The organism is Vescimonas sanitatis (assembly GCF_049060325.1).
GTDB lineage: Bacteria > Bacillota > Clostridia > Oscillospirales > Oscillospiraceae > Vescimonas > Vescimonas sanitatis.
Window position 1 is genome coordinate 98899 of record NZ_JBMGPW010000007.1, and the last position, 16268, is coordinate 115166.

At 63.9% G+C, this 16268-nt stretch carries 12 protein-coding genes; 8 read left to right on the forward strand and 4 right to left on the reverse strand.

Annotated elements, in window-relative coordinates; genetic code table 11:
• Nucleotides 1–55 precede the first annotated feature (55 nt).
• From ACOMDU_RS09630 to ftsZ, 8 genes are all read left to right on the forward strand, one after another.
• On the forward strand, nt 56–2314 hold the full coding sequence (locus tag ACOMDU_RS09630) for a penicillin-binding transpeptidase domain-containing protein (protein WP_421130111.1): 2259 nt from the start codon (nt 56–58) through the stop codon (nt 2312–2314).
• A gap of 109 nt (nt 2315–2423) precedes the next feature.
• The gene (locus tag ACOMDU_RS09635) at nt 2424–3878 is read left to right on the forward strand and encodes a UDP-N-acetylmuramoyl-L-alanyl-D-glutamate--2,6-diaminopimelate ligase (protein WP_421130112.1); all 1455 of its coding nucleotides are present in this window, start codon (nt 2424–2426) and stop codon (nt 3876–3878) included.
• A 43-nt stretch (nt 3879–3921) separates the two neighbouring features.
• Nucleotides 3922–4920, forward strand: coding sequence for a phospho-N-acetylmuramoyl-pentapeptide-transferase (gene mraY, locus ACOMDU_RS09640; RefSeq protein ID WP_421130113.1), 999 nt, complete (start codon nt 3922–3924; stop codon nt 4918–4920).
• A gap of 36 nt (nt 4921–4956) precedes the next feature.
• Entirely contained in the window at nt 4957–6162 is a 1206-nt protein-coding gene (gene ftsW / locus ACOMDU_RS09645) for a putative lipid II flippase FtsW (RefSeq protein ID WP_421130114.1), read from the forward strand.
• 103 nt (nt 6163–6265) lie between these two features.
• On the forward strand, nt 6266–7387 hold the full coding sequence (gene murG, locus ACOMDU_RS09650; protein WP_421130115.1) for an undecaprenyldiphospho-muramoylpentapeptide beta-N-acetylglucosaminyltransferase: 1122 nt from the start codon (nt 6266–6268) through the stop codon (nt 7385–7387).
• A gap of 71 nt (nt 7388–7458) precedes the next feature.
• Nucleotides 7459–8709: a UDP-N-acetylglucosamine 1-carboxyvinyltransferase gene (murA, locus tag ACOMDU_RS09655; protein WP_421130116.1), complete on the forward strand. Its 1251-nt coding sequence runs from the start codon at nt 7459–7461 to the stop codon at nt 8707–8709.
• Between the two features lie 34 nt (nt 8710–8743).
• The gene (locus ACOMDU_RS09660) at nt 8744–9502 is read left to right on the forward strand and encodes a cell division protein FtsQ/DivIB (protein WP_421130117.1); all 759 of its coding nucleotides are present in this window, start codon (nt 8744–8746) and stop codon (nt 9500–9502) included.
• 185 nt (nt 9503–9687) lie between these two features.
• Entirely contained in the window at nt 9688–10803 is a 1116-nt protein-coding gene (gene ftsZ, locus ACOMDU_RS09665) for a cell division protein FtsZ (RefSeq protein ID WP_421130118.1), read from the forward strand.
• Nucleotides 10804–10880: 77 nt separating this feature from the next.
• Here the strand turns inward: ftsZ and ACOMDU_RS09670 are convergent, their stop codons facing one another.
• The 4 genes from ACOMDU_RS09670 to ACOMDU_RS09685 form a co-directional block, all read right to left on the reverse strand.
• The gene (locus ACOMDU_RS09670) at nt 10881–11621 is read right to left on the reverse strand and encodes a hypothetical protein (RefSeq protein ID WP_421130119.1); all 741 of its coding nucleotides are present in this window, start codon (nt 11619–11621) and stop codon (nt 10881–10883) included.
• Between the two features lie 149 nt (nt 11622–11770).
• Nucleotides 11771–14413, reverse strand: a complete 2643-nt coding sequence (locus ACOMDU_RS09675) for an ATP-binding cassette domain-containing protein (RefSeq protein ID WP_421130120.1) — start codon at nt 14411–14413, stop codon at nt 11771–11773.
• Nucleotides 14406–15305, reverse strand: coding sequence for an energy-coupling factor transporter transmembrane component T (locus ACOMDU_RS09680; RefSeq protein WP_421130121.1), 900 nt, complete (start codon nt 15303–15305; stop codon nt 14406–14408). The genes ACOMDU_RS09675 and ACOMDU_RS09680 overlap by 8 nt, the downstream gene beginning before the upstream one ends.
• 108 nt (nt 15306–15413) lie before the next feature.
• Nucleotides 15414–16208 carry a DUF4430 domain-containing protein gene (locus tag ACOMDU_RS09685; RefSeq protein WP_421130122.1) on the reverse strand — a complete coding sequence of 265 codons (795 nt, stop codon included), beginning with the start codon at nt 16206–16208 and terminating at the stop codon, nt 15414–15416.
• Nucleotides 16209–16268: the final 60 nt, after the last annotated feature.

The window sequence follows — 16268 nt, forward strand, 5'->3', positions numbered from 1 at the left end:
AGCAGGGCGCGGCGGCGCCGGAGCAGGGTCCGACGGCAAAACAGGAGGCACTATCGTGGCAGAAAACCAAAATTCCAACCGAAAAAACGAGAACGTACGGCGGGCCAACCGGATCATTCAGACCCGATCCTTTGTACTGATGATCCTGATGGGCGTCGTGATGTTCGTGCTGCTGTTTTTCCGGCTGTTCGACCTGCAGATCACCCGGCATGAGGAATTGCAGGGCAAGGCTGTGAACCAGCAGACACGGCGGACGGTGGTGACGGCTAACCGGGGCACCATCTATGACGCCGGCGGCAACATTCTGGCGATCTCCTCCAGCGCGGAGACCATCATTCTCTCCCCGCTGGAGATCGACAACGCGGTGAACGACACGGAAGATCCCGTCAGCTGGACGAAGGAGTCGCTGGCGGCAGGGCTGGCGGAGATCCTGGGCAAGGACGCCTCGGCCATCCGGAAACGGATGGACAACGTGAAGTCCCAGTATGAGGTCATACAGCTGCGGGCGGACGAGGACACGGCGGCCAAGGTGCGCTCGTATGTGGACGAGAACAAGATCGCGGGCGTACACCTGGTGGCGGACACGAAGCGGTACTATCCCTACGGCTCGCTGGCGGCGCAGGTCATCGGCTTCGTGGGCGACGAGAACACGGGGCTGTATGGGCTGGAGGCCTATTACGAGAAGGAGCTGGAGGGGCAGAGCGGACTGGTCATCTCCTCCAAGGATCAGGCGGAGAACGATATGCTGTATACCTATGAGCAGTATTTCGCCGCCAAGAACGGCAGCGACCTGACGCTGACGCTGGACACCACCATCCAGTACTATCTGGAAAAGGGTATCGAGAGCATGGTGGATAAGTTCTCCGCCGCCAACGGCGCCAGCGGCATCGTGATGGACGCCAGGACCGGCGGCATACTGGCCATGGCGTCGTATCCCAACTACGATCTGAACGACTTTCTGACCGTCAGCGACCAGACGCTGCAGGAGCGTATCGAGCGCGGGGAGAGCACCGTGGCCGATATGCAGCTGCTGCAATGGCGCAACAAGGCGCTGAACGATACCTATGAGCCGGGCTCCACGTTTAAGATCCTGACGCTGTCGGCGGCGCTGGAGGAGGGCGTGGTGGATAAGACCACCACCGTCAACTGCGGCGGCAGCGTCAACATCGCCGGCTACACCATCCACTGCTCCAACAAGAACGGCCACGGCTTACAGACGCTGGTGCAGTCGGTGGGGAATTCCTGCAACCCGGCGTTCATCAACTACGGGCTGCGCATCGGCAACGAGAAGTTCTATGAATACATGCGCTCCTTCGGACTGATGAACACCACGGGCATCGACCTGGGCGGCGAGGCCGTGGGCGTGTTCGCCGCGGACAGCAGCTTCACCCAGCTGGATCTGGCCTGCTACGCCTTCGGCCAGAACTTTACCGTGACGCCGCTGGCGCTGATCGCGGCGCAGGCGGCCTGCGTCAACGGTGGGTATCTGCACACGCCGTATCTGGTGGAGCGCATCACCGATAGTAACGGGAACGTGACCTATCGCCACGACGACACGCCGGTGCGGCAGGTCATCAGCGAGCAGACCTCCGCCACGGTGCGGGAGTGCCTGGAATACGTGGTGGCCAGCGGCACCGGCAAGAACGGCCAGGTGGCGGGCTACCGCATCGGCGGCAAGACCGGCACGGCCGATAAGGGCCAGACCGGCGACGTGGTGGTGTCGTTCCTGTGCTTCGCGCCGGCGGACGACCCGCAGGTCATTATGCTCATCACCATGGACACCCCCAGCCGCGCCACGGGGACCTATGTCTCCGGCGGCAACATGGTGGCACCCACCGCCAGCACCGTCATGGCGGAGATCCTGCCCTATCTGGGCGTGGAGCCCAGCTACTCCGCAGAGGAGCTGCTGGGCATGGACACCACGGTGCCCAACGTCATCGGCATGAGCGTGGAGGAGGCCAAGGCGAAGCTGAAGGACCGCGCGCTGAGCTATAAGATCGTGGGCGACGGCGAGACCATCACTGACCAGACGCCGGCCGGCGGTGCCATCATCCCCGGCAAGTCCAGCGTTATCCTGTACGCCGGCGAGGAGAAGTCCACGGGCAAGTGCGTGGTGCCGCATCTCATCGGCAAGACGCCCTCAGAGGCCAACACCACCGCCACGGCGGCAGGGCTGCTGATACGGTTCTCCGGCACCACAGGCAGCGAGTCCAGCTCCGTCCGGGTGCTGAGCCAGTCCATCGACGAGGGTACGGAGGTGGAGGCCGGCACGGTCATTACCGTGCAGCTGGGCGACACGTCCGTGACGGACTGACGCCACACGTTTTGCGCCCAACAGAGCACACGGTTCCCTTTTGTCCGCGGACGAAATGTGGTAGAATAGTGTGTATACCATTATGCACAGATGCAAAGGAGAGTTGATGATGAAACTGCGTGAGCTGTTGAACGGGCTGGATATTTTGGAAACAAACGCCGAGCTGGATAGCGACATCCGGGAGGTACGGTACGACTCGCGGCTGGTGGGATCGGGCGATCTGTTCATCGCCGTCACCGGCGCGGAGACGGACGGACATAAATATATTCCCATGGCACGGGAGAAGGGCGCTGCCTGCGTGCTGTGCGAGCGCGCGCCGGAGGACGGCGCGCCCTTCGTCCGGGTGGCGGACAGCCGCCGGGCGCTGGCGGTGGTGGGCGGCAATCGCTTTGATCACCCCGCACGGGAGATGACCATGATCGGCATCACCGGTACCAGCGGCAAGACCACCAGCACCTACCTCATCAAGAGCATTCTGGAACAGAAGGCCGGGGCCAAGGTGGGCCTGATCGGCACGATACAGAATATGATCGGCGACCGGGTGCTGCACACCGAGCGCACCACGCCGGAGTCCTTCGAGCTGCAGAAGCTGCTGCGGGAGATGGCCGACGCGGGCTGCACCCATGTGGTGATGGAGGTGTCCTCCCACGCACTGATGCTGGACCGGGTGTACGGCATACCCTTCGCGGTGGGCATTTACACCAACCTGAGCCGGGACCATCTGGACTTCCACAAGACCATGGATGCCTATTGCGACGCCAAGGCGCTGCTGATGCGGCAGTGCGACGTGGGCATCTACAACGCCGACGACCCCTGGGCGGAACGGCTGATGGCCGATGCCACCTGCCGCCGGCAGTTCTCCTACTCCGTGAATGGTCAGGCGGACCTGATGGCGAAGAACGTGGCGCTGGAGCCCGGCTGCGTGGATTTTGACGCGGAGGCGGACACGGAATGGTGCCACGTCCACGTGGGCATACCGGCGCTGTTCACCGTGTACAACACACTGGACGCCATGGCCTGCTGCTGGAACCTGGGCGTGCCGCTGGCGGAGTGTGCCGACGCACTGGCGAAGAACCACGGCGTGAAGGGCCGGATGGAGATCATCCCTACGCCGAGAACGGGCTACACCGTACTGAACGACTATGCCCACAAGCCGGACGCGCTGGAAAAGGTGCTGCAATCCGCCAAGGCCTTCGCCAAGGGGCGGGTGGTGGCGCTGTTCGGCTGCGGCGGCGACCGGGATAAAACGAAGCGGCCCGTGATGGGTGAGATCGGCGCAAGGCTGGCAGACTTTGTCATCGTCACCAGCGACAACCCCCGGACGGAGAAGCCGGAGGCCATTATCGACGACATTCTGGTGGGACTGAAGGGCTATGACACACCCTATGCGGTGATCCCCGACCGGGTGGCCGCCATTCACTACGCCATGGACCACGCCCAGCCGGGCGACGTGATCGTACTGGCCGGCAAGGGCCACGAGGATTACCAGGAGATCGACCACAAGCACTATCCTATGGATGAACGGGTCATCGTGGCCGAACACCTGAAGGAAACGCAGAAATAAAGAAAAGACCTCCGCGCGGCGCGGAGGGAAGGAGCAAGATAGTATGGGAATTATGGAGATCGTGCTGCCTGTCGCGGTATGCTTTATCGTCACCGCCATCGCAGGCAAGCTGCTGATACCGGCGCTGGTAAAGCTGAAGGCGGGACAGTCCATCAAGGAGATCGGGCCCTCCTGGCACATGACGAAGCAGGGCACCCCCACCATGGGCGGGCTGATGTTCATCATCGGCATCGGCCTCACCATCGTCGTGTTGGGCTGGCAGCGGATGATGGCCGGCAGCTTCGTACACCTGTATGTGTACCTGTTCGCGCTGGTATTCGGCGTTATCGGATATATCGACGACTATCAGAAGGTGAAGCACCACCAGAACACCGGCCTGACCGCGCCGCAGAAGTTTATTTTGCAGCTGGCGGCGGCGGTGGCGTTCCTGTGCCTGATGCGGTACGAGGGGATGCTGAGCCCCAACCTGTATATTCCCTTCTGGAACACCCACATCGTGCTGCCGTGGATCGTGTATCTGGTGTTCGCGGCCTTTGTGATCGTGGGCACCGTCAACGCCGTGAATATCACGGACGGTCTGGATGGACTGAGCAGCAGTGTGACCGTGCCGGTGGGTCTGTTCTTCCTGGTGATGGCGGTGATCTGGCCCGGCTTCGAGCAGCTGGGGCTGTTCTCCGGCGCACTGGTGGGCGGTCTGCTGGGGTTCCTGCTGTACAACCACTATCCGGCCAAGGTGTTCATGGGCGATACGGGGTCGCTGTTTCTGGGCGGCGCCGTGGCGGCGCTGGCCTTCGCCTATGATATGCCGCTGGTGCTGATCCTGGTGGGCATCGTGTATATCTGCGAGACACTGAGCGACATTATCCAGGTGGGCTATTTCAAACTGACCCACGGCAAGCGCATCTTCAAGATGGCGCCGCTGCACCATCACTTCGAGATGTGCGGCTGGAAGGAGACCAAGGTGGTGGCGGTGTTCACCGCCGTCAGTGTCATAGGCTGCGTCATCGCCTATCTGGCCGTGTGCCAGCGCTTCAGCTTCTAAGGCTTCGCACTATTTTCACAGGAAAGGAGGGAGACTATGACACGGGAGGAACAGCGCGCCCGGAAGGCCCAGCAGGAACGGATGCGGCAGGTGGAGCGCCGGCATAAGGAAGCCGCCCGCGGGCAGATGGATCTCCCCTTCCTGATCCTGACGCTGCTGCTGACGGTCATCGGCCTGATCATGCTGTTTTCCGCCAGCTTTCCCCGGGCCTATTACGACACCGGGGACGGCACCTACTACTTCAAGCGGCAGGCCGCCTTCGCGGCGCTGGGTCTTGTGGCCATGTTCATCGTCAGCAAGATCAACTATCAGCGCTGGCGCGGCGCGGGACGGCTGCTGGTGGGGCTGGCGCTGTTTCTGCTGATACTGGTCATCATCCCCCACAACCCGCTGGCCATCACCTCCAACAACGCCACCCGATGGCTGGGCATCCGGGGCGTGTTCCAGTTCCAGCCGTCGGAGATCGCCAAGTTAGCGGTCATCGTCTACTTCTCCGACACCATCTCCAAAAAGCGGGAGAAGATGCTGACGTGGCGGCAGGGCATACTGCCCTACGTGGCGCTGCTGGCGGTCATCGGCGTGCTGATGATGCTGGAGCCCCACCTGTCGGGCACCGTTCTGATCTTCGCCACCGGCGCGGTGCTGATGATCGTGGGCGGCATACAGGGCTGGCTGGTGGCGGTGGGCGTCGGCGGCGTCAGCGCACTGGGCTTTCTGTTCATCAAGCTGGCGGAGGCGGGCGTCATCAAGTACGGCGCGGCGCGCATCGAGATGTGGCACAACCCGTGGGAGGACTACTACGGCGACGGCTACCAGCTGGCGCAGAGCCTGATCACCATCGGCTCCGGCGGCCTGCTGGGCGTGGGACTGGGCCGGGGACGGCAGAAGTTCCTATACCTGCCGGAGCAGTACAACGACTTCATCTTTTCCGTGATCTGCGAGGAGCTGGGGCTCATCGGCGCGTGTGTCATCATGCTGATCTTCTCCATGCTGATACTGCGGGGCTTCTGGATCGCCCTCCATGCCCGCGACCGCTTCGGCGCGCTGCTGACGGTGGGCGTGATGACCCATCTGGCCTTGCAGACATTTCTGAACATCGCCGTGGTGTCCGGCTTCGTGCCCACCACGGGCATCTCCCTCCCCTTCTTCAGCTACGGCGGCACAGCGCTGTGTTTGCAGCTGGTGGAGATGGGCATCGTGCTGAGCGTATCGCGGCAGATACCGGCGGCACGGGCGGGATAAAAGCGCAGGATTTGACAACATTCCGTATTTTATTGCAGGAAAACTACTATTCGTATCAAAATATAGAGGTCGGACCGCCGCGGCGGTTCCAGGGAGCAGCAGAATGAGAGTGATATTTACCTGCGGCGGCACCGCGGGACACGTAAACCCTGCCCTTGCGTTGGCGGGGTATATGAAGGAGAAAGATCCGGAGACGGCCGTGCTGTTCGTGGGCACGCCCACGGGCATGGAGCGCGAGCTGGTGGCCAAGGCGGAGTACGACTACGCCGCGGTGGAGGTCAGCAGCTTTCAGCGGAAGCTGAATGCGGCGGGCATACGCCACAATCTGCACACGGTGCGGGTGCTGGCGTCCTCCGGACGGCAGGCGCGGGCCATCCTGCGGGATTTCAAGCCCGACCTGGTGGTGGGCACCGGCGGCTACGCCAGCTATCCCATGGTGAAGGCGGCGGCCAGGGCGGGCATCCCCACGGCGGTGCATGAGAGCAACATGGTGCCGGGGCTGACCACGAAGATGCTGGAGAACTACGCCGACGTCATCATGGTGGGCTTTGAGGACTGCCGGCAGCACTACAAGCACCCGGAGCGCATCGCCGTCACCGGGACGCCGGTGCGGGGGGATTTCTTCCGGCTGAGCCGGGAGGAGGCCCGGAAAAAGCTGGGCTTTGACGACGGAGCCCCCCTTGTGGTATCCTTTTGGGGAAGCTTGGGCGCCAGCCACATGAACGAGTGCATGGTGGACTTCTTCCGCCGGGAGGACGCAGAGGGCTATCCCTTCCGCCACATCCACGCGGTGGGCAAGGGCGGCTGGGAGGCCATGGAGCAGAAGCTGCGGGAGCTGGGACTGCCCAAGTCCGACCGGTTGGACGTGCGGCAGTATATCTATGACATGGACGTGGTGATGGCGGCGGCGGACGTGGTGCTGTGCCGCGCCGGGGCCTCCACCATCAGTGAGCTGACGGCGCTGGGCAAGCCCACGGTGATGGTGCCGTCACCCTACGTCACCAACAACCATCAGGAGAAGAACGCGCGGCTGCTGGAAAAGCACGGCGGCGCGGTGGTCATCACGGAGCCGGAGAGCACCGGAGACGGGCTGTACAAGGCCGTTGAGGCCATCCTCTCCGATAATGAAAAACGCATCTCCATGGCCCGGGCCATGAAGGAGCTGGGTATCCCCGACGCCACGGCGCGCATCTACGACACGGTCATGGCGCTGGTGCGGAAGTAAGGGAGTCACCCCTCTCCCCTGTCCGTTCATACAATGGCGTAGCTGTTGGATGGACGGGAAAGGGAGGGCACATGAGGTATATCACCATAGAGGGCGGCACGCCGCTGCGGGGCGAGGTGGCGGTGCAGGGCGCGAAAAACAGCGTACTGCCCATTCTGGCCGCCACGCTGCTCAGCGGGGATGTGTGCCGCATTGAGGGCTGTCCGCACCTGAGCGATGTGGACTCGGCGGCGGATATCCTGCGGTACTTAGGCTGCGCCGTGCAGTGGGACGGAGACGATCTGCTGGTGGACAGCACCACGCTGACGCGGTGCGACATACCCCAGACACTGATGCGGCGGATGCGGTCGTCCGTGATCTTTCTGGGGGCGATACTGGCGCGGTGCGGCTGGGCGGAGCTGAGCTATCCCGGCGGGTGCGAGTTGGGGCCGCGGCCCATCGACCTGCACCTGGCGGCCCTGCGGGCGCTGGGGGCGGACATTGACGACGCAGGCGGGACCCTGCGGTGCCGGGCGCGGAAGCTGACCGGCTGCCAGATCGTGCTGGCCACGCCCAGCGTGGGCGCCACGGAGAACGCCATGCTGGCGGCCTGCGGCGCGGAGGGCGAGACGGTGATCTGCAATGCGGCGCGGGAACCGGAGATCGCGGACCTGCAGGACTTTTTGTGCGCCATGGGCGCGGAGGTGCGGGGCGCGGGCGGCTCGGTCATCACGGTGTCGCCGAGACGCAAGCTGCACGGGTGCGTGCACCGGGTGATACCGGACCGGATCGTAGCGGCCACCTATCTGTGCGCGGCGGCAGCCGCCGGCGGAGAGGTCACGCTGCGGAACGCGGAGCACCGGCACCTGGCTGCGGTGACCACGGTATTGGACCAGGCGGGCTGCGGCGTCCGCTGCGGTGAGGGGTACATACAGTTGGTGCGGAAAGGGCCGCTGCGGGCCGTACCGCCGGTGCGGACGGCGCCGTATCCGGGGTTCCCCACCGACTGCCAGGCCATACTGATGGCGGCGCTGCTGCGGGCACAGGGCACCACGGTGTTTGTGGAGAATATCTTTCAGAGCCGGTACCGGCACGTGCCGGAGCTGGCGCGCATGGGCGCGGACATCCGGACCGAGGGACGGGTGGCAGTGGTGTGCGGCACGGAACGGCTGCACGGCACGGAGGTAGTGGCCACCGACCTGCGGGGCGGGGCGGCGCTGGCGGTGGCCGGGCTGGCCGCCGAGGGCGTGACCACGGTGCAGGGCATCGGCCACATCCAGCGGGGCTACGCGGACCTGGCCGGGGACCTGCGGGCGCTGGGCGCCCGGATCACGGCACAATAGACGAGACAACGAGAACAGCGGAGGAGCACGGACGATGGCAAGGCGCAGACGGTACAACCATAAGCGGCGGAGAGGAAGCCTGAGCTTCCTCTACAAGCTGCTGGCTTTTGTGCTGATCTGCACCGCCATCTCTCTGGCTCTGACGCTGTTTTTCCGTATACGCAGCATCGAGGTCAGCGGCAATGACCGCTATACCCGGCAGGAGATCATCGACGCGGCGGGGGTCAGCGAGGGGGACAATATGTTCCTGATGAACAAGTACAGCGCGGCGGAGCGCATACGCAAGGCGCTGCCGTATATCGAGACGGTGCAGTTCCGACGGTCGCTGCCGGACGGGCTTTCCATCATCGTGACGGAGTGCGCGGACCCGGCGGCCATCGTGCAGGACGGGAAGGCATACCTGCTGTGCGACACGGGGAACATCGTGGACGAGGTAACGCCCGCTGCCGCGAAGCAGCGGATGCAGGTAAAGGGCCTGACGCTGACAGACCCGGCGGTGGGTCAGCCGGCAAAGGCGGCGGAGGGGCAGGAGCTGGCGCTGGAGCAGCTGCTGACGCTGATGCAGGCGCTGGACCAGCGCGGCATGACGGCAGACGTATCGCTGCTGGATATGAGCGACCCGGCACAGCTGACGCTGCGGTATCTGGAACGGTTCGACGTGCAGCTGCCCCGGGAGGCCGACTACGGCTACAAGCTGGACTATCTGATGGCCGTGGTGGAGAAGCTGGAGGTCAACGAAAAGGGCGTTATCAATATGATGCAGGAGGGGAAGGCACGGTTCATTCCGGAGTGATGCCGCGCGTACCGCACCGCATCGGGGACACTGCGTAGGTACTTCATGCTCCCGGCACAAAACTTTTTCGGTAAATTAAGTGCTTGCACTTGACGCTTGCGCCAATTCGTAATACAATACAAGATATAGCATTTACCAGGAGATAATCCGTCATTTTCATACAAATTATGGCAGGAGGAGCAGACATGGCTTTTGGATTGGAAACCGGCCCAGAGAACGTTGTCAGCATCAAGGTCGTGGGCGTAGGCGGCGGCGGAAACAACGTGGTCAACCGCATGGTACGCGGCGGCGCGCAGGGCGTTGATTTTGTCGCAGTCAACACAGACAAGCAGGCGCTGAATGCCTCCAGCGCTACCTATAAAATTCAGATCGGCGAGAAGCTGACCGGCGGTAAGGGTGCGGGTTCCAACCCTGATGTGGGCCGCAAGGCCGCGGAGGAGAGCCGCAACCAGATGGCCAAGGCGCTGGAGAACACCGACATGGTGTTCATCACCGCCGGCATGGGCGGCGGCACCGGCACCGGCGCGGCACCCGTGGTGGCTGAGATCGCCCGGGAGGCAGGCATTCTGACCGTGGGCGTGGTGACCAAGCCCTTCGGCTTCGAGGGACGCCGCCGCATGACCCAGGCGGAACAGGGCATCGAGGAGCTGCGGAGCAAGGTGGACTCGCTGGTCATCATTCCCAACGAGCGTCTGAAATACGCCACCGACCAGAAGATCACCTTTGCCAACGCCTTTGAGATCGCGGACGACGTGCTGCGCCAGGCGGTGCAGTCCATCTCCGACCTGATCCGCGACACCGGGTTCATCAACCTGGACTTCGCGGATGTGACCGCCATTATGAAGGACGCAGGTCTGGCCCACATGGGCGTGGGCCGCGCGGCCGGCAAGGGCAAGGCCGAGGAGGCCGCCAAGATGGCCATTTCCTCCCCCCTGCTGGAGACCTCTATCAACGGTGCACGGGGCGTGCTGATCAACGTCACCGGCTCCATGGACATCGGTCTGGAGGAGGTGGAGCAGGCCGCCACACTGGTGCAGCAGGCGGTGCATCCCGACGCGCTGACTATCTTCGGCGCCGCCTTCGACGAGACGCTGGACGATGAGATCCGCGTGACCGTCATCGCCACGGGCTTTGACGAGGCGCAGCAGGCCGCCAACGCCGCCGCTGTGACCCAGCCCGCACAGACGGAGAACAGCGGCGCGCCCCAGCCCCTGGACGAGGTGAAGGGCGAGCAGGGTCAGGACGAGATGGACAAGTCCTTCGACGAGATCCTGCGGATATTCAATAAGGATAAGTTCTGAGAAACAGGCCCCCCGGCTTCGCCGGAGGGCCTGTCTATATAGAGCAAATAGCCTCCCCCACAGGGGAGGCTATTGTATCACCATTGTGCAAGGTCAACGGGAACGACGACCTCTTTATCCATGCCGGAGAAGATCAGGTAAGTCTCCTCCGTAAGCTCCTCCAGCACCGACAGGTCATAGGTGCATATGAACACATCGTCGTCGGTGTCTGAGACGACAACATCCTCGGGATAGTACCAGTTTTCAAAGCCATCGCTGTCCACCTGCACCAGGTAAGGGAATGTTTGATATGTGTCGCCCTCTACGACATAGACGGTGAGGACATCCCTCTCCCAGTCCGCTTTGAGACTCGCCACGGCGAAGGCAGAATCCTCCAGATAGAAGCTCGCTCCTATCTCCGCGTACTCCCGCACCGCGGCTTCGATCTCCTCGGCGGGTGCTACCTGCTCACAGCCGTAGTCGGGCATCGGCTCATTGCGGTCAAAGATGTCACCGGACACGCCGCGCAGCGTGTTGATAAGCCCGATCAGGACGCTTACCGCGATCACAGCGCCTATCACACCGGAAGCGGTGTTCTTCTTGGGCGCGCGCCACTGGATATGGGGCCGGGGGCGGCGGGTCTGGTTTTCGTAGCAAACCTTCTCTTCGTGGCACTCCTTCTGCTCGTAGCAGACCTTCTCCTGTTCGGCGTAGTGGACGTCGCCGCCGGCGTCCACCCACTCCCGGCGGGGCGGGCGGTTATAGGCGCCGCACTTGGGGCAGAAGCCCTCACGGGAATCATAGGTCTTGCCGCAGGCCTTGCAGCGGATGGCAGGCATAGGCGGTCCTCCCTTCTGTGTGTTTGGATCTATTATACAGCAGATCGGGCAGATTGTCTATCAGCCTTGGGTTGCAGCGGAAAAAAAGGTGGGAAACCTGAAGTTGCACCGCGCGGACGCGCCCACCCCGTCGGGGTGGGCGCGTCTGCTCATTCCACTAGGCCGTATTTGATCTTGATGCGGTCCAGCTTCTCCAGCATGGGCTCCGCCAGCACCAGCAGGAAGAAAACTGTGGCTGCGGCGTGGACGCAGTCCATGGGAAAGCCGGTGACATAGTAGGCGGCGATGACCTTCCACTCCAGCGTGCGGGCGTAGAGCAGGGCAGAGACGGGGTTCATGATGCCGCCGTAGATGAGCACGGCGGAGATTGCCCCGAAGACGCACAGGGCGGCGCGGCTGCGGCGCAGCCAGCCCCGGCGGAACAACACCCCCGCCAGGAAGCCGATGATGCCCATGGCGAACATCTGGAAGGGCGTCCAGGGACCCTGGGAGAACAGAACGTTGCTGGCCAGCATGGTCATGGCGCCCACCAGGAAGCCGGTCTCGCCGCCCAGGGCCACGCCGGAGATGATGGTCAGAGCCAGGACGGGCTTGAACTGAGGCAGCATGAAGAAGGCGGCGCGGCCCGCCACGCCCAGGGCGCAGAGGGAGGCCACCAGCACCAGCTCACGGGCCTGGGGCTTCCGTCCCTCGAACACCAGGAAGAAGGGCACCATGCATTCCAGCAGCACGGCGAAGGCGATGGGGTAGTAGGCAGTGTTGCCCAGGTAAAAAAAGCCCAGATACAGCGTGGCGGGGATACACAGCAGGATCAGTGCCGCCGCCAGACGGGTACGGTGGGAGAGCCTTCGCTTCTGCACCGGGGTCTGGAGCAGCGTCAGGGGCTTGGAGCGCCGGCCGATGGCGGCGATGCAGCCGAAGAGCAGGGCGATGAACAGGCCGTAAAGTCCCAGGGCCTGCCAGCCGGCCTGAGAGAGCGTGCCGCCGCCCACCAGGGCGGTGAGGTCGGTGTGTTTGGCCGCCAGCCAGAAGATCGCCAGCGCACCCGCGCCGCACACGGCGGCGATGGCTCTGCGCCACCAGGGGAGCTTTTTCGGCTTCCAGGCGGTGGACTCCTCCGCCACCGGAGGCAGAGGCTGCCAGGCGGCGGGCACCTCCGGCTGGGGCGGGACGGTCCCGCCGATGACCGCGATCACCTCCTCCGGCGTGACGGCACAGGGGCAGACGTCCCGGGCCATACGGTTAGCGGAGGTGGTATAGAAGCTGTTGCCGGAGAAGAAGTCACGGGGTGTGCCCTCCGCGACGATGCTGCCGTCGAAAAACAGGGCGCAGCGGTGGGCATACCGGGCGCAGAAGGCCACGTCGTGGCTGACCATCACCACTGTCGTGCCGGCGGCGGTCAGCGCGGAAAGAATAGCGGCAAAGGACTGCTTGAAGGCGGCGTCCAGGCCCTTGGTAGGCTCGTCCAGCAGCAGGATATCCGGCTGGTGCAGCAGCACCTTACCCAGGGCGGCCCGCTGCTGCTCGCCGCCGGAGAGGTCATAGGGATGACGGTCCAGCAGCTCGGTCAGGCGGCAAAGGGCCGTCACCTGTTCTACCCGGCGGTCACGTTGGTCTTTGGGGAGGTCCGTGCCGTCAAAGGACTCGTACAGGTCCTGACGGACCGTGTTTTTCACGAACAGAGCCTGCGGGTCCTGGGGCAGAACGCCGACGCGGCCCGTATGGGTCACGGTGCCCCGCTGGGGCGTCAGCGCGCCGGACAGCAGGCCCAGGGTGGTGGACTTGCCCGCGCCGTTACCGCCCAGCAGGGCCAGCAGCTCACCCCGGCGGGCCTGAAGGTCCAGACCGCGGACCACGTCCGGCTGGTCCGGCTCATAGCGGAACCAGAGACCCGCGCCGGCAAGGGCGGTATCCCCGGCGGGATGCACCGGCTCCGGCGGCAGCGGGCACAGGGGGTGTTCATCGCACCAGCCGGACAGGAAATCGCGGCCCTCGCGGACAGTGATGGGGCAGGGTGCGTCGCTGTCCACTCCGGCCCAGATACGGACGGCGGCGGGCATGGCCAGGAACATATCGTGGCCGCGGCCCCGCAGGGAACGGCACACCGCCTCCGGCGCGCCGGCACAGAGGAGATGGCCGCCGTCCAGCACGGCGGCGTGGGTGGCCAGGGGCAACGCCTCCTCGAGACGGTGCTCCGTCATCAGGACGGTGATGCCCAGCTCGCGGTTCAGGCGGCCCACAGTCTGCAAAAAGTCGGCAGCGGCAATGGGGTCCAGCTGGCTGGTGGGCTCGTCCAGTATCAGCAGACGGGGTTGGAGCACCATGACCGAAGCCAGGGCCAGCAGCTGCTTCTGACCGCCGGAGAGCTCATCCACTTTCCTATGGAACCAGTCCTGGATACCGAAGAAGGAGGCCATCTCCGCCACGCGGCGACGGATGGAGGGCGTGTCGCAGCCCAGGCTCTCCAGTCCGAAGGCCAGTTCATGCCAGACCTTGTCGGTGACGGTCTGCTCCTCCGGAGACTGGAGGACGAAGCCGATATCAGCGGCCTGCCGATGGGGCGGCAGGTCATCCAGCGGCTGACCGTCGAAGAGGATACGGCCCTCGGCCGCACCGTGGGGGCGCAGGGCGGGCTTCAGCTGGCGGAGAAGCGTGGTCTTGCCGCAGCCGGAGGCGCCGCAGAGGACCCAGAACTCGCCCTGACGGACCGTGAGGGACACATCCGCCAGCGCGGGGCGGGGCTGCTGGGGGTAGGTGAAGCCAAAATGCTCCAAACGCAGCAGTTCAGGCACGGGGCGTCCCTCCTTTCCGGACGAGATAGCGGCGCCGGGACAGGGCGTCCAGCAGCACCGGCGTAAAGCAGAGCAGGCCGTAAACGGCGAAAAAGCTGACCGTCAGCGGTGTGACGGGGCCGCTGAGCAGCATGGGGTAATACTGAAAGCGCAGGCCGCCGGCCAGACCGCCGCCCAGCAGATACAAGCCGCAGAAGGCCAGCCAGAGGGCGACGGCACCGTCACGCCGGTCAAAGCGGTAGAGGGAGAAGGAGGTCCTCCCCGGCAGGCCATAGCCCCGGCAGCGCATACTATCGGCGGTAATGAGCCCGCTTTCCAGGCTCCAGGTAACAACGATGGAGAACACACGAAGGGCGCTTCTGACGCGCCGGGCCGGGGCGCCGGTCTGGGTATCACGGCCCAGATGCCGCTGCGCCTGGGCCACGGCACGGAGCCGCCGGACAAAGCGGGGCACAAAGCGGAGGATCATGCTCAGCAGCAGGGACAGCGCCGGGATGACGCGGCCAAAGAGGTACACCACCTTGTCCGAGGTGATGACATCAGTGACGCAGACGAACCACAGCGCCACGGTGCCCAGCATGGCGCCGGCGGCCAGACCGTAGAGCAGACTCTCCAGCGTCAAAGGATTACCGGAGGGCAGGTAGGCCAGAATGGTGACGCCCTGGTGGACAAAGGCCGGGTTCAGGGCCGCCGCCAAGAGGGCCATGGGCAGCAGCCACAGCAGGTGGCGGCGCAGGCCCTTGCCGCCCAGCAGACGGGCAACATACCACCCGCCGCCCAGCGTCGACAGAACCAGGCACACCGGGTGCATCAGCAGCATCGCGCAGGCGATGACCAGGGCGAAATAGGCAAAGCTCACCGCCGGATGGCAAGTGCGCAGCGTATCGTCCATGGGATCACCTCCTGCATACATGATGTCTTAACCTTTTGATTATACCCTGCCGCCAGGGGATACGTCAATCCTGCGTGCGGAAAAAGGGCGGCAAAAGCCGCCCTTTTGTCAGCCCATATAGGTATTGCCCACGTCTGCACCCATATTACAGGTATAGAGCCACTGGATGCTCTCGCCGCCGGAGAGCGTATAGCTGTCCGCGCCATAGCTGGGGAAGGTTCCCCCCACGCAGTACATCCAGCCGGAGCTCCTGCCCACATTTTTTTCGAACAGGCCATTGATGCCCCTGACATAGCTGCCGCTGGAGCTCACCGGGATACCCGCATCACCGCAGGCCCGCTTCAGTACGGACATGACAGACTCACCCTCGGTGATGGTCACCGTGGTGGACAGGATCACGCCGTCGGCGGGAATGATATCCTTCACACCGTCGGAGCACTTGTCCATATTATTGAGCACCGTGGCACAGGAAATGTACAGCGATACGGACGCCGCCGGCGCAGGGTCAGGTGCAGGCGCAGGGTCCGGGTCCGGCGCAGAAGGCTGCTCCTGTTCCTGCTGTTTCTTCTCTTCTTCCAGCCGCTTCTGCTCCTCCAGGCGCTTGGCTTCCTCCTGCTTTTTGGCGTCCTCCTCGGCCTTTTTGGCATCATCAGCCGGCTTCTGCTTGTCAGGCTTCTTATCGTCCGCGGTCTTATCCTCAGTCTTTGCCGCGTCCTGCTTGCCGTCAGCCTTGGTGGTGCCCGTTTCAGCTGTGTCATCCTTCCTGGTGTCCGTGGTCTGCTCCTGCGTTGCCGTGGGAATGTTGCCGGGGGCGTACGATACGGTCTTTTTTCCGCAGGCGGCGCAGGTCAGCAGCAGGGACAGCGCCAGCGCCAACAGCCAAAATCGATGGTTTTTCTTCATATCTCTCATTCCTCATAAAAGCGCCATACGCAGAGGCGCTTTCGCGCCCCTGCGTCGGCT

Bases quoted from the DNA above. Each gene is read 5' to 3' on its own strand.
- ACOMDU_RS09635 (WP_421130112.1), top strand. From the start codon at position 2,424: ATGAAACTGCGTGAGCTGTTGAACGGGCTGGATATTTTGGAAACAAAC.
- mraY (WP_421130113.1), top strand. From the start codon at position 3,922: ATGGGAATTATGGAGATCGTGCTGCCTGTCGCGGTATGCTTTATCGTC.
- ftsW (WP_421130114.1), top strand. From the start codon at position 4,957: ATGACACGGGAGGAACAGCGCGCCCGGAAGGCCCAGCAGGAACGGATG.
- murG (WP_421130115.1), top strand. From the start codon at position 6,266: ATGAGAGTGATATTTACCTGCGGCGGCACCGCGGGACACGTAAACCCT.
- murA (WP_421130116.1), top strand. From the start codon at position 7,459: ATGAGGTATATCACCATAGAGGGCGGCACGCCGCTGCGGGGCGAGGTG.
- ACOMDU_RS09660 (WP_421130117.1), top strand. From the start codon at position 8,744: ATGGCAAGGCGCAGACGGTACAACCATAAGCGGCGGAGAGGAAGCCTG.
- ftsZ (WP_421130118.1), top strand. From the start codon at position 9,688: ATGGCTTTTGGATTGGAAACCGGCCCAGAGAACGTTGTCAGCATCAAG.
- ACOMDU_RS09670 (WP_421130119.1), bottom strand. From the start codon at position 11,621: ATGCCTGCCATCCGCTGCAAGGCCTGCGGCAAGACCTATGATTCCCGT.
- ACOMDU_RS09680 (WP_421130121.1), bottom strand. From the start codon at position 15,305: ATGGACGATACGCTGCGCACTTGCCATCCGGCGGTGAGCTTTGCCTAT.
- ACOMDU_RS09685 (WP_421130122.1), bottom strand. From the start codon at position 16,208: ATGAAGAAAAACCATCGATTTTGGCTGTTGGCGCTGGCGCTGTCCCTG.